We start from the raw sequence: 12,465 nt of genomic DNA, 5'->3' as shown, positions 1-12,465 counted from the left end.
CCGACCCGCGGACAGGGGATTATCCGAACCATGGATCGGGGATCGAAGCCCGCCGTCCTCGTGACGGGCGGGGCCGGCTATATCGGCGCGCATACGGCGAAGGCTCTGAGCGAGCGGGGCTTTTTCCCCGTCGTCTTCGACAGTCTCAGTTCCGGCTTCCGCGAGGCAGTGCGCTGGGGCGCGTTCGTCCATGGGGACATCCGCGACGTCCGGGCCGTGACCGAGGCGCTGGACGAGTACGGCGCCAAGTCGGTGATCCACTTCGCCGGGCTGATCGAAGTCGGCCGTTCGGTGGTCCAGCCGGACCTCTTCTGGGAGATCAACGTCGGCGGCACGGTGAGCCTACTCACCGCCATGCGCGAGCGCGGCGTCGAGCGCATGGTCTTCTCGTCGAGCGCGGCGGTGTACGGGCAGGGCGGCCGGGCGGCGCTGGAGACCATCCCCGAGGACGCCGCCAAGGCGCCGGCTAGCCCCTATGGCGACACCAAGCTCGCCTGCGAATGGATGATCCAGGCCCAGTGCAAGGCCTATGGCCTGAGCGCCGTGGCGCTGCGCTACTTCAACGCCGCCGGCGCCGACCCGTCGGGCCTGATCGGCGAGGCGCACGAGCCGGAGACCCACCTGATCCCGCTGGCGATCGCCGCGGCGCTGGGTGAAGGCAAGCCGCTGACGGTGTTCGGCGACGACTTCGACACGCCGGACGGCACCTGCCTGCGCGACTACATCCATGTGAACGACCTGGCGGCCGCGCACGTGGCGGCGCTGGAGGTGGAGCTTCCAGCGGGCGCCTTCGAGGCGGTGAATGTCGGCACCGGCAAGGGCAATTCCGTGCGGGAGGTGGTGGAGGCCGTCGGCCGCGCGGCGGGCCGTCCGGTTCCGCACAGTGTCGGCGCGCGCCGGGCGGGCGATCCGCCAAGCCTGGTGGCCAACGCCAGCCGCGCGAAGGATCTGCTGGGGTGGGAGCCCCGGTATTCGGACCTGGACCGCATCGTCGCGGACGCATTGCGGTGGGAGGCTCAACCGGCCTACGGGTCGGGGCGTCGCTCGACCGGCCGCAAGGTCGAAGCGGCAACATAAACAGTCGAGATCCCGACATAAGCTCAAGTTTCAAGATAACTTGAGCCTGTTATCTTTTGATTACTGGAGCGAATTCTGGCGTCCGAAGCAAAGCTTTGGAACCATCGCCGCCGCTTGGCGTTTTACCCCCGGGCTTCGTGTGTCTTTTTTCATTCCAGGGGATCGCGTCTTGAACACTCCGTGGGTTCCGAGCGCCGTCGGCGCTGCGCCGTTTCCGCCGCACGTGGGGGCGCGTTCCCACGGTCGAGAGACCCTCGTCTGCTTCTCCCATCTGCGATGGGATTTCGTGTTCCAGCGTCCTCAGCATCTGATGACCCGTTTCGCCCAGACCCGGAAGGTGGTGTTCTGGGAGGAGCCCATGCCGGCCCGGGCCGGCTCGCCGCCGGCGCTTTCCAGCAAGATCTGCCCCGACAGCGGGGTGATCGTGGCCACGCCGCAGCTTCCCGAGGGCCTCGAGGGCGAAGAGCGCGACGCCGCGCTGAAGGGCCTGCTGGATGCGATGCTGGCAGGCAGCGGCTCCGCTGCGCTGCTGCGCTGGTACTACACGCCGATGATGCTGCCGTTCTCGCGGCACCTCGACGCCGCCTGTACCGTCTATGACTGCATGGACGAACTGGCGAACTTCAAGTTCGCGCCGCCCGAACTGACCATCCTGGAGCGCGAGCTCTTCGAACTTGCCGACGTGGTGTTCACCGGCGGCTACAGCCTGTGGGAAGCCAAGCGCGACCGGCACCCGAACGCGCATCCGTTCCCGTCCAGCGTGGACCGCGCGCACTTCGCCAAGGCCCGCGCCGCCCGCGAGGAACCCGCGGACCAGGCGAACCTGCCCTGGCCGAGGCTCGGGTTCTACGGCGTCGTCGACGAGCGCATGGACCTGGACCTGCTGGCGGCCCTGGCCGACGCCCGGCCGGAATGGAGCCTGGTGATCCTGGGCCCGGTGGTGAAGATCGACCCCGAGAGCCTGCCCAAGCGTCCGAACCTGCACTACCTGGGCGGCAAGTCGTACGACGAGCTGCCGACCTACCTGGGCGGCTGGAACGTCGCCCTGATGCCCTTCGCGATCAACGAGTCGACCCGCTTCATCAGCCCGACGAAGACGCCGGAATACCTGTCGGGCGGCCGGCCGGTGGTCTCGACGCCGATCGTCGACGTGGTGCGCCACTACGGCGACCTCGAGGCGGTGAAGATCGCCGAGACCGCAGAGGACTTCATCGCCGCCTGCGACCAGGCGCTGGCCCTGTCGCGCCTCAAGGGCGACTGGCTGAAGGCGGTGGACACGAAGCTCTCCGCCCTGTCCTGGGACGAGACCTTCACCCGCATGAACCTGGAGATCAGCCGTGTGCTGCTCTCGCGCGAGCAGGCGAAGACCGAGCTGATGAGCCCGGGCGCGGCGACCGACGTCGCGATGCCGGCCATCCGTCCGGCGGGACGCGCCAAGCCCTACGACTACATGATCGTCGGCGCCGGATTCGCAGGCTCGGTGCTGGCCGAACGCCTCGCCAGTCAGCTCGGCAAGCGGGTCCTGCTGGTGGACCGCCGACCGCACGTCGGCGGCAACGCCTACGACGAGAAGGACGCCGGCGGCGTCCTGATGCACAAGTACGGGCCGCACATCTTCCACACCAACTCGGAGGAGGTGTTCCGCTACCTGTCGCAGTTCACGAAGTGGCGGCCCTACGAGCACCGGGTGCTGGCGTGCGTGAAGAACGGCCTGCACGTGCCGATGCCGATCAACCGCACCACGCTGAACATGCTGTACGGGCTGGACCTGCAGACCGAGGCCGACGCCGAGGCGTTCCTGGCCGGCCGCGCCGAGCCCGTGGAGAAGATCCGCACGTCCGAGGACGTGGTGATCAGCCAAGTGGGCCGCGAGCTCTACGAGATGTTCTTCCGCGGCTATACCCGCAAGCAGTGGGGCATGGACCCGTCGGAGCTGGACAAGGCGGTCACCGCGCGCGTCCCGACGCGGACGAACACCGACGACCGCTACTTCACCGACCAGTTCCAGGCCATGCCGCTCGACGGCTACACCCGGATGTTCGAGAACATGGTCGACCAGAAGGGCATCACCCTCGCGCTTGGCGTCGAGTACGAGGATGTGCGCGAGGAGGCCGACTTCGACCGGCTGATCTTCACCGGCCCGATCGACGAATACTTCGACTATCGCTACGGCAAGCTTCCGTACCGGAGCCTCAGGTTCCAGCACGAGACGCTGGACCAGCCCTGGTTCCAGCCGGTGGCGGTGGTGAACTACCCGAACGAGGAAACGCCCTACACCCGCGTCAGCGAGTACAAGCACATGACCGGGCAGGAGTGCGAAAGGACGACGATCACCTACGAATATCCGAGCGCCGAAGGCGACCCCTACTATCCGGTGCCGCGGCCCGAGAACCAGGCGCTGTACAAGAAGTACGAGGCGCTCGCCCTGGACACGCCCGAGGTCCACTTCGTCGGGCGGTTGGCCACCTATCGCTACTACAACATGGACCAAGTGACCGGGCAGGCGCTGGCCACCTTCCGCCGGATCGCCGAACGGGAAGGCCGGACGGTGATCCAGGCCCAGGCGGCGGCGCAGGCCATCGCCGCCAACTGATCGCCAATCAGGCCGACGCGAACACGACCCCAGGGCGCACCCTGGGGTCGCTTGCATTCAACTTTGCAATCGCACAGGTTCGGCCCACAGGGGGCGACATGAGTCACGATCCGGAGCACGCCAGAAAGCTGGCCCAGAACCTGGTTGAGCTGCTGGCCCCTTACGAAGAGGAACTCATCGCGGTGGAGCGCGAGAATCCCGCCGTCGGCGCCCTGCGGCGGGCGCTGGGCATCGTGATCGCCGAGGCGTGCTACTGCATCTCGGATCAGAAGTCGCCGCAGGAGGATTGGGCGCCTCCGACGGATGACGAGGCGAACCGGGCGCGCTAGACACGCCGACTACAGTAGAGGCTCCGGAACGTTCATGGCCAACAAACCCGATGCGGTCGCCGACCCCGTGGATATCGCCGTCGGCGCGCGCATCCGGCTGCTCCGCAAGCTGAAAGGCCTGTCCCAACAGGCGCTGGCGGAAGCGGCGGGGGTCACCTTCCAGCAGATCCAGAAGTACGAGCGCGGCGCGAACCGCGTGAGCGCCTCCATGCTGGCCCGCATCGCCAAGACCCTGAACGTGCCGGTCTCCGAGATGTTTGGAGAGGCCTCTCCGACCTCCAGCGCCGTCGACGAGGTGGCCGCGCTGCTGGCCGAGCCGGGCGCGCTGGAACTGCTCAAGGCCTACGCCGACCTGCCGCGGGGCGTCTCGCGCTCGGCCCTCGTCGAATTCGTCCGCAGCCTGCGCAGCAATCAGCCGGGCTGAACCCAGCCTCGGGAGCTTACCGATGTCGTGTCTTCGTCCCGCCCTGATGGGCGCGCTTTGCCTTGCGTTCGCGGCCCCGGCCTTCGCCGCTCCGCCGACGCCGGCGGAGACGAAGATGATCGCCACGGTCGAGGCCGAGCGCGAGCGGCACATCAAGCTGCTCGAAGAGCTGGTGAAGGTGAACTCCGGCACCATGAACCTGAAGGGCGTGGAGCAGGTCGGCCGGATGATGCGCGCCGAGCTGGAGCCGTTGGGGTTCGACGTCAAATGGGTCCCGATGGAGAAGGCCGGCCGGGCCGGGCACATCGTGGCCACCCACAAGGGGAACGGCCGCGGCAAGCGCATGCTGCTGATCGGTCATCTGGACACCGTCTTCGAGCCCGATAGCCCGTTCCAGGCCTGGACCCGCAAGGGCGACATCGGCGAGGGGCCGGGGGTCGGCGACGACAAGGGCGGCATGGTGGTGATCGTCGCGGCCCTGCGGGCCATGCAGGCGGCCGGCACGCTGAAGGACGCCGACATCATCGTTGTGCTGACCGGCGACGAGGAGGACGCGGGGGCGCCGATCGCGGTCGCCCGGGGCGACCTGATCGCGGCCGGCGAGGCCAGCGACGTGGCGCTGGACTTCGAGGGCCTCTCGCGCGACGGCGACCAGGACATCGGCTCGATCGCCCGCCGCTCGTCCAACTCCTGGACCCTGAAGGCCACCGCCAGGTCGGGCCATTCGTCGGGCGTCTGCATGGAAGGGCCGGGCTGCGGCGCGATCTACGAGCTGACGCGGATCCTCGACGAATTCCGCCGCGAACTGGCCGAGCCGAACCTGACCTACAACGTCGGCGTCGTCGTGGGCGGGGCCCAGGCGTCGGTGGCGGGCGACAAGACCGGCGGCCAGGCGACGGGCAAGTCGAACGTCATCCCGGCCGAGGCGATCGCGCTGGGCGACATCCGCACCCTGTCGAACGAGCAGGAGGCGCGCGTACGGGCGAAGATGCAGGCCATCGTCGCCCGGCACCTGCCGAAGACAGACGCCAAGCTGACCTTCGACGAAGGCGGCTATCCGGCCATGGCGCCCACCGAGGGCAACAAGGCGCTGCTCGCCAAGCTGAACGACGTGAACACGACGCTGGGCCTGCGGCAGATGCCGCAGGGCGACCCGGCCCGACGCGGCGCCGGCGACATCGCCTTCGTCTCCTTCATCGACGGGCTGGTGGGCCTGGGCACGGCGGGCGACGGCAGTCACGCGCCGGGCGAGACCGTGGACCTCAAGAGCCTGGACGTGCAGGCCAAGCGCGCGGCGCTGCTGATGACGCGGCTGAGCAAGGAAGCGCGGCCCCGGAAATAGGCCCGCCGACTGAACGGCTCCGCTAGGCGGGCTGGCCCAGCTCCTTCAGGGCGCGGTCCTTGATGGCCTTGTAGTCGACCTTGCCGTTGGGGGCGCGGCCGATGGTGTCGACCAGGATCAGCTCGCGGGGCGCCTTGTAGCCGGCCAGGTGCTCGCGGACGTGAGCGGACAGCTCGGCAAGGCCGGGCGCAGCCCCGGCCTCCGGCTCGACCACCGCGCAGATGCGCTCGCCGAAGCGGGCGTCGGGCACGCCGACGACGACGGCGTCGCGGACGTCGGCGTGGGTTTTCAGCGCCTCCTCGACCTCTTCGGGGAAGACCTTCTCGCCGCCGGTGTTGATGCAGACCGAGCCGCGGCCGAGCAGCTTCAGCGTGCCGTCGGCGTTGACCTCGGCCCAGTCGCCGGGAACGGACCAGCGGACGCCCTCCATGACCTTGAAGGTCTTGGCCGTCTTTTCGGGGTCCTTATAGTAGCCCTGGGGCAGGAAGCCGGAAACGGCGACGAGCCCGCGCTCGCCGGAACCCGGCTCTACGCGGCGGCCGTCTTCGGTGAAGACGGCGGTGTTCGGGCCCAGCATGAAGGCGGCGGTGGGCGCCTCCATCCCGGCGGCGGAGGCCGATGCCCCGAGGCCGACGGCTTCGGAGGAGCCGAAGCTGTCGGCGATCATCGCCTGGGGCATGTGGCCGAGCAGGCCGCGCTTGTTCTCCTGGCTCCACATCGAGCCGGACGAGCTCATGGCGCGGACGCAGGCGAGGTCCCAGCGGCCGGGATTGGCGTCCAGCGCCTCGAGCATCGGGGTGGAGAAGGCCAGACCGACGATGACGACGTTGGTGGCGCGCAGGCGTTCCACCTCGTTCCAAAGCTCGACGGGGTCGAACCGGCGCGAGGGCAGGGCGCAGACCGTGCCGCCGATGTTCAGCGAGATGAAGGCCGAGAACTGGCCGGTGCCGTGCATCATGGGCGCGGCGGTCATGGTCACGGGGCGCAGGTGTTCGGGGCCGCGGATCCGCTCGATCAGCTCGGTGATCGAGGCGACCGGCGGGATGCCGAGCGCGGCGTTGCCGCCGGCGCCCAGCACCTGGAAGAGGTCGTCCTGGCGCCACATGACGCCCTTGGGCATGCCGGTGGTGCCGCCGGTGTAGAGCAGCAGGAGGTCGTCGCCGGAGACGCCCCAGGGGCCGCGGACCGGGCGCTGGGCCGGCGCGCGGGCGACGATGGCGTCGTAGTCCTCGGCCCAGGGCGGGACCGGACGGCCGGACTCGGCGACGGCGATCCAGGTCTTCACCTGGGCGAGGCGGCCGCGGATGGGCTCCAGGACCTCGGCGAAGCCGGCATGGAAGACGACGGCCTCGGCGTCGGCGTTGTCGAAGAGGTAGAGGATCTCCTCGGGGCCGTAGCGGTAGTTGGTGTTGACCGGGGCGAAGCCGCCCTTGAACGCGGCGAAGTAGGTCTCGAGGTATTCGGGGCCGTTGAAGAGGTAGGCGGCGACCTTGGCCTGATGGCCCAGCCCCCTGGCGAGCAGGTGGGCGGCCAGCGCATCGGCGCGGGCGTCGAACTGGGCCCAGGAAATCTCGCGCTCACCGTGGACCAGCGCCGGCGTGTCGGGTTGCGACTGGGCCACCGCCTCCCAGATCGGCGCGATCGTCCATCCGGCCATGACCATTCCTCCCAACGCAGGCTCTGTGTCCCTTGCGCGGAAGTTGGCGGCTTCCCGTGGGGTTAAGTCAATGATCGCCTAGTGGTCCGACGGCGGCGGTCCCCCGGCCGGCGCGGGCTTGGCGAAGGGGACGATCAGCAGGGCGGCCAGGAACAGCCAGGCCATCAGCCGGTAGGTGTCGGCGAAGGCGAGCGTCAGGGCCTGGCGGACCACTACGGCGCCCATCTGGGCCTGAGCGATCTGCAGCGCCTGGGCGGCGTCGCTGGTCAGGGCCTGGGCGTTGCGGGCGAGACCCGCCAGCATCTCGGCCGCGCGGTCGGGCCGCTCGCCCAGGCCCGCCGACAGGCTGGAGGCGTGGGCGCGGGTGAAGTCCCCCAGCCAGGTGTTGACGAGCGCGATGCCGACCGCGCCGCCCAGGTTGCGCATCAGGTTGAAGAGGCCCGAGGCATAGCGAAGCTCGGCCGGCGCGACGCCGTTCAGCGCCATGCCGACGGCGGGCACGATGCAGAGCAGCATGGCGAGGCCCCGCATCACCTGGGGCCAGAACAGCTCGCCGAAGCCCCAATTGGGCGTGACCCAGGAGAACATCCACAGCGCCGCGGCGAACATCAGGAAGCCCACGGTGATGACATAGCGGCCGTCGACCTTCGTCGAGAGGCGGGCGGCGATGGGGGCGGTGATCATCATGGCGACGCCCGTGACGAAAACCGTGCCGCCGATCTGCAGGCTGGAGAAGTCGCGCACCCGGCCGAGATAGACCGGCGTCAGGTAGGTGGCGGCGTAGAGGCCGAAGCCGATCACGAAGTTCAGCACGCAGGCCATGGCGAAGGTCGGCCGCCGGAAGGGCGTGAGCTTCAGCACCGGCATGGACGAGAAGAAGGTCCGTTCGAAGAAGACGACGGCGGCGACGAAGGAGAGCCAGGCGGCGGTGGCGACGGCCGGGTCCTGGAACCACTCGTGGCGGGTGCCTTCCTCCAGAACGTACTGCAGGGCGCCCAGGAAGACGGCCAGGGACGCCACGTGCAGCCAGTCGATGCGGCGGAGCATGGCGGGCTGGGCCTCGTCCACCTTGCCCAGGATCGGCAGCAGGATGGTGATGGCGAGGCCGGGGACCACGTTGAGGAAGAACAGCCAGCGCCAATCCAGCGCGTCGCTGATCACGCCGCCGAGGCTGGGGCCGAGGGTGGGGGCCAGCGTCGAGACCATGCCGAGGATGGCCGGGACGGCGGCGCGTTTCGGGCCCTCGAACATCGCGAAGCCGGTGGCGAAGACCAGCGGCACCATGGCCCCGCCGACGAAGCCCTGGAGTGCGCGAAAGGCGATCATGGACTCGATGTCCCAGGCCAGGCCGCAGAGCAGGCTCGAGAGCGTGAAGAGCGCGGCCGAGGCGGCGAAAAGCCAGCGGGTGGAGATCGCCTGCGACAGGAAGGCGGCCAGGGGGATCATCACGATCTCGGCCATCAGATAGGCGGTCTGGACCCAGGCGATTTCGTCGGGGCCGGCGCTGAGGCCCGCCTGGATCGAGTTCAGGGAGGCGGCGACGATCTGGATGTCGAGCAGAGCCATGAACTGGCCGAAGGCCATGATGGCGAAGATCGTCAGCTTGCGGCGCTCGGGCAGGGCGGCCGGATTGAAGGAGGTCATGGCTTGCGTTCCGCGCGGCCGCTCATAATATGATGCACATCATATAAAGGCGGGCCGTGCAATGCGCTACAGCGGAACCCACAAGGAAGAGACCCGGAAGAAGGTGGTGAAGGCCGCGGCCGCCGCTGTGCGGGCGAAGGGCCCCGACGGCGTGGCCGTGGCCGAGGTGATGGCGGAGGCCGGCCTGACCCACGGCGGCTTCTACGCCCACTTCCGGAACAAGGAGGCGCTGATCGTCGCCGCCCTGGAGGAGGCCTTCGCCGAGAGCCGTCGGCGCTTCGCGCGCCTGACCGAAGGCCTGGACCGACAGGCGGCGCTGGGCGTCTTCGTCGACGCCTATGTCTCGATGGCGCACCGGGCGCGGCGGGCGCGGGGCTGTCCGGTGACGGCGCTGGCCAGCGAGCTGCCGCGGCAGCCGGAAGCCGTGCGCGCGGCCTTCGACGCGGGCCTGCGCGGCATGATCGGGCGGATCGCCGCCTGGCTGCCCGAGACGGAGCCGGACCGCGACGGCCTGGCGGCCTCGCTGGTGGCCGAGATGGCCGGCGCGGTGACGCTGTCGCGCGCCGTCGCCGACGACGACCTGGCGGAGCGGCTGCTGGCCGACTGCCGCCGCAGCATCAAGGCCCGCATGGGCGCGCCAGAGGATCCTTCCCAATGAACGCCGTCACCGACCTCTCCCAGATGACCGGGCTGGAACAGCTCCAGGCCGCCTTCGACCCCGAACGCAGGGACGGGTTCAAAGGCATCGGCAAGACGCTGAACTTCCACCTGGTGGAGCTGGAGGAGGGCCGCGTCGTGTTCGGCGGCCATCCCGACGAGAGCGTCTACAACCCGATCGGCACGGTGCACGGCGGCTATGCGGCGACCCTGCTGGACTCGGCCGTGGGCTGCGCGGTGCATTCGAAGCTGAAGGCCGGCCAGGGCTACACGACGCTGGAGCTGAAGGTGGCCTACCACCGGCCGCTGACGAAGGACACGGGACCGATCCGCGCCGAGGGCGTGGTGGTTCAGCTCGGCCGGCGGGCCGCCTTCGCCGAGGGCAAGCTGACCGACCTGCAGGGCCGGCTCTACGCCACCGCCACCTCCACGCTGCTGGTGTTCGACAGATGAAGATGGAAGCCATCGAGGCGGCGCCGGCGAAGCCAGCCCGCAAGCTGCCGGCCCGTGGGCTCATGGTGCTGGGCGCGGCGCTCGTGGTGGGGGCCGGCGGCGTCGGCTACCTGCACGCCGCAAAGGGCTCGGTGACGACCGACAACGCCTATGTGAAGACCTATTCCACGGTGGTGGCGCCGCGGGTGCGCGGCCACGTGGCCGAAGTGCTGGTGGCCGACAACCAGGCTGTGCGCGCGGGCCAAGTGCTGGTGCGGCTGGACCCCGAGGAATATGCCGCAAGGCTGGCGTCGGCCGAGGGCGACGTGGCCGTGGCCGACGCGGCAGTGCAGGCGGCGGAGGCCGCGCTCGCCCGCCTGGACGCCGAGGAAGCGCTGGCCCGGGCGTCGGTGCGCGAGGCCGAGACGGCGATCCGGGCGTCGGACGCCGAGGCGCGGCGCGCCGGCGCGGATTGGGACCGCTACGAAAAGCTGCTGGCGGTGGGCTATGCGCCGAGGCGCGACGCCGACCGGGTGGAGGCCCAGGCTATCGCCGCCCAGGCCCAGGCCGAGAAGAGCCGCGCGAGCCTGGCCGTGAGCCGCAGCGAGGCGCTGGCCACCGAGCGGCGGCGAGGGGAGCTGGAGGCCGCGCTGGCGCAGGCCAGGGCGACCCGGGCGAAGGCGGCGGCGGCGCGCGCCCTGGCGGGCCAGGACGAAACCCATGTGGCGATCCGGGCCCCGATCGCCGGGGTGGTCGGCGACCGGCAGGCGAACGTCGGCGACTACGTCCAGCCGGGCTCGCGGCTGATGACCCTGGAGCCGCTGGACCGGCTCTACATCACGGCCAACTTCAAGGAGACGCAGACGGCCCGGATGCTGAAGGGCCAAAGGGCGAGCGTGAAGATGGACGCCATGCCGGGCGTGACCCTGAAGGCGCGGGTGGAGAGCTTCGCGCCCGGTTCGGCCTCGGAATTCGCCCTGCTGCCGTTCGAACCGGGCGTCGGCAACTTCACCAAGATCGTCCAGAGGGTGCCGGTGCGGCTGGTCTTCGAGCCGGGGCAGCCCGAAGTGGCGAAGCTGCGGCCTGGGCTGTCTGCCAAGGTGACGGTGAAGCTGGACGGCTGAGCGCAGGAACTTCGCCCTCATCCCCTCGGGCTCGCGGCGCAGTTCGCGGGAACGGCCCGGCGGCCCAGGTGTTGGAACTCCCGAGACAAATCGGGAGACGCGACATGGCCGTTCGGCCCTATAGCGACTTGGACAGCACCCGTTACGACACGGGTTACGAGCGCCGCCACGAGGTGGTCGAGACCACGAGCGGCGGCGTCGGCGGGAAGATCTTCCTGTGGGTGGCCTGGGCGCTCGCCGCCGCCTTCTGGGCGTTCACCCTGACCGCAGGCGTCGGCATCCTGAACTCCATGGGCTCGGCCAACGGGCCGGGACCGGGCGAAGTGGACGCCGGCGGCGTCGGCTGGGGCCTGATGAACGTCGTCGGCGTGGTCGTACTCGGCCTGGCGCTGGCCTACGGCGCCTACCGCTACTTCAGCCGCGACAAGCGCACCGACGCCCTGACGGAAGCCGCCACCCGTGCGGAATACGACATGGTGGAAGCGGCCGGCGGAGACGACGACATCAGCCGTTCGCCGGACGCCCGCCGTCCGCTGGACCGCGACGCCGCCCGCGCCGCGGGCGCCTACGAAGACCCCACCACGGGCGGCCTGCGCCCATAAAGCGAGCCGACGTGCGCTTCCCTGTAGCGCGATGCGCCGGTCACGCTAGGATACTTCCAAGCGACTCACTCGGCGCATCCCTCGCGCCGGGGAGGCGTGGACACTCTAGCTGGGGGAGCCCATGGCCACTGGAAAGAACACGAACGCGCTGCAAAAGCCGCTGACGCCCTCGTCGGAACTGGCTGCGGTGGTTGGCTCGGGGCAGCTGTCCCGCGGCGAGACCGTTTCGAAGATCTGGGACTACATCAAGAAGAACAATCTTCAGAATCCCCAGAACAAGCGCGAGATCCTGGCGGACGCCAAGCTGAAGCCGATCTTCGACGGCAAGGACAAGGTCTCGATGTTCGAGATGAACAAGCACCTGGCGAAGCACCTGAAGTAGGCGCCGACCGGCCACGGCGCGCGTCGCCGCGGCCTGCCAGACTTGGTACAAAGAAACCTCGCGGGCCGCTCGCCCTGCGGGGTTTCTTCACATTTCGGATAGGCGAACTAGATAAGGTCCTCGCCAACGGGGGCGGGGCGCGGCAATGCATCACGGCCGCGAGCGTGAGCCTCCGGTGTATCCAGGCCCAGACCGTCCGCCA

At 69.6% G+C, this 12,465-nt stretch carries 12 protein-coding genes; 10 read left to right on the top strand and 2 right to left on the bottom strand.

Translation table 11 applies throughout. The features are described from left to right. Positions 1-30 precede the first annotated feature (30 nt). The 5 genes from galE to ACO2Q0_RS02075 all read left to right on the top strand — a co-directional run bounded on the left by galE (position 31) and on the right by ACO2Q0_RS02075 (position 5,765). Positions 31-1,077 carry a UDP-glucose 4-epimerase GalE gene (galE, locus tag ACO2Q0_RS02095; RefSeq protein ID WP_423349818.1) on the top strand — a complete coding sequence of 349 codons (1,047 nt, stop codon included), beginning with the start codon at positions 31-33 and terminating at the stop codon, positions 1,075-1,077. Between the two features lie 310 nt (positions 1,078-1,387). Further along, positions 1,388-3,670, top strand: coding sequence for a UDP-galactopyranose mutase (gene glf / locus ACO2Q0_RS02090; protein WP_423349817.1), 2,283 nt, complete (start codon positions 1,388-1,390; stop codon positions 3,668-3,670). Positions 3,671-3,768: 98 nt separating this feature from the next. Then, positions 3,769-3,999 carry a hypothetical protein gene (locus ACO2Q0_RS02085; protein WP_423349816.1) on the top strand — a complete coding sequence of 77 codons (231 nt, stop codon included), beginning with the start codon at positions 3,769-3,771 and terminating at the stop codon, positions 3,997-3,999. A 34-nt stretch (positions 4,000-4,033) separates the two neighbouring features. Next, positions 4,034-4,423 (top strand): helix-turn-helix domain-containing protein, encoded by a 390-nt coding sequence (locus ACO2Q0_RS02080; RefSeq protein ID WP_423349815.1) that lies wholly within the window; start codon positions 4,034-4,036, stop codon positions 4,421-4,423. 22 nt (positions 4,424-4,445) lie between these two features. Then, the gene (locus ACO2Q0_RS02075; protein ID WP_423349814.1) at positions 4,446-5,765 is read left to right on the top strand and encodes a M20/M25/M40 family metallo-hydrolase; all 1,320 of its coding nucleotides are present in this window, start codon (positions 4,446-4,448) and stop codon (positions 5,763-5,765) included. Positions 5,766-5,787: 22 nt separating this feature from the next. Here the strand turns inward: ACO2Q0_RS02075 and ACO2Q0_RS02070 are convergent, their stop codons facing one another. Together ACO2Q0_RS02070 and ACO2Q0_RS02065 are read right to left on the bottom strand one after the other, a co-directional pair. Beyond that, the gene (locus ACO2Q0_RS02070; RefSeq protein WP_423349813.1) at positions 5,788-7,422 is read right to left on the bottom strand and encodes an acyl-CoA synthetase; all 1,635 of its coding nucleotides are present in this window, start codon (positions 7,420-7,422) and stop codon (positions 5,788-5,790) included. A gap of 78 nt (positions 7,423-7,500) precedes the next feature. After that, the gene (locus ACO2Q0_RS02065; RefSeq protein ID WP_423349812.1) at positions 7,501-9,066 is read right to left on the bottom strand and encodes a DHA2 family efflux MFS transporter permease subunit; all 1,566 of its coding nucleotides are present in this window, start codon (positions 9,064-9,066) and stop codon (positions 7,501-7,503) included. A 61-nt stretch (positions 9,067-9,127) separates the two neighbouring features. Here ACO2Q0_RS02065 and ACO2Q0_RS02060 point away from each other — a divergent pair, with 61 nt between their 5' ends. From ACO2Q0_RS02060 to ACO2Q0_RS02040, 5 genes are all read left to right on the top strand, one after another. Next, the gene (locus ACO2Q0_RS02060; protein WP_423349811.1) at positions 9,128-9,724 is read left to right on the top strand and encodes a TetR/AcrR family transcriptional regulator; all 597 of its coding nucleotides are present in this window, start codon (positions 9,128-9,130) and stop codon (positions 9,722-9,724) included. Further along, complete coding sequence (locus ACO2Q0_RS02055; protein WP_423349810.1) at positions 9,721-10,176, top strand: PaaI family thioesterase; 456 nt, start codon at positions 9,721-9,723, stop codon at positions 10,174-10,176. The genes ACO2Q0_RS02060 and ACO2Q0_RS02055 overlap by 4 nt, the downstream gene beginning before the upstream one ends. Next, entirely contained in the window at positions 10,173-11,279 is a 1,107-nt protein-coding gene (locus ACO2Q0_RS02050; RefSeq protein WP_423349809.1) for an HlyD family secretion protein, read from the top strand. The genes ACO2Q0_RS02055 and ACO2Q0_RS02050 overlap by 4 nt, the downstream gene beginning before the upstream one ends. A gap of 104 nt (positions 11,280-11,383) precedes the next feature. Then, the gene (locus tag ACO2Q0_RS02045; RefSeq protein WP_423349808.1) at positions 11,384-11,881 is read left to right on the top strand and encodes a hypothetical protein; all 498 of its coding nucleotides are present in this window, start codon (positions 11,384-11,386) and stop codon (positions 11,879-11,881) included. 121 nt (positions 11,882-12,002) lie between these two features. After that, complete coding sequence (locus tag ACO2Q0_RS02040; RefSeq protein WP_309088138.1) at positions 12,003-12,263, top strand: SWIB/MDM2 domain-containing protein; 261 nt, start codon at positions 12,003-12,005, stop codon at positions 12,261-12,263. Positions 12,264-12,465 lie beyond the last annotated feature (202 nt).

It is taken from the genome of Phenylobacterium sp. VNQ135, from assembly GCF_049445735.1.
Lineage (GTDB): Bacteria > Pseudomonadota > Alphaproteobacteria > Caulobacterales > Caulobacteraceae > Phenylobacterium.
Note: the sequence above shows the minus strand (reverse complement) of the source record. Positions and strands in the feature narration are given on the sequence as shown.

Bases quoted from the DNA above. Each gene is read 5' to 3' on its own strand.
- galE (WP_423349818.1), top strand. From the start codon at position 31: ATGGATCGGGGATCGAAGCCCGCCGTCCTCGTGACGGGCGGGGCCGGC.
- glf (WP_423349817.1), top strand. From the start codon at position 1,388: ATGACCCGTTTCGCCCAGACCCGGAAGGTGGTGTTCTGGGAGGAGCCC.
- ACO2Q0_RS02085 (WP_423349816.1), top strand. From the start codon at position 3,769: ATGAGTCACGATCCGGAGCACGCCAGAAAGCTGGCCCAGAACCTGGTT.
- ACO2Q0_RS02080 (WP_423349815.1), top strand. From the start codon at position 4,034: ATGGCCAACAAACCCGATGCGGTCGCCGACCCCGTGGATATCGCCGTC.
- ACO2Q0_RS02075 (WP_423349814.1), top strand. From the start codon at position 4,446: ATGTCGTGTCTTCGTCCCGCCCTGATGGGCGCGCTTTGCCTTGCGTTC.
- ACO2Q0_RS02070 (WP_423349813.1), bottom strand. From the start codon at position 7,422: ATGGCCGGATGGACGATCGCGCCGATCTGGGAGGCGGTGGCCCAGTCG.
- ACO2Q0_RS02065 (WP_423349812.1), bottom strand. From the start codon at position 9,066: ATGACCTCCTTCAATCCGGCCGCCCTGCCCGAGCGCCGCAAGCTGACG.
- ACO2Q0_RS02060 (WP_423349811.1), top strand. From the start codon at position 9,128: ATGCGCTACAGCGGAACCCACAAGGAAGAGACCCGGAAGAAGGTGGTG.
- ACO2Q0_RS02055 (WP_423349810.1), top strand. From the start codon at position 9,721: ATGAACGCCGTCACCGACCTCTCCCAGATGACCGGGCTGGAACAGCTC.
- ACO2Q0_RS02050 (WP_423349809.1), top strand. From the start codon at position 10,173: ATGAAGATGGAAGCCATCGAGGCGGCGCCGGCGAAGCCAGCCCGCAAG.
- ACO2Q0_RS02045 (WP_423349808.1), top strand. From the start codon at position 11,384: ATGGCCGTTCGGCCCTATAGCGACTTGGACAGCACCCGTTACGACACG.
- ACO2Q0_RS02040 (WP_309088138.1), top strand. From the start codon at position 12,003: ATGGCCACTGGAAAGAACACGAACGCGCTGCAAAAGCCGCTGACGCCC.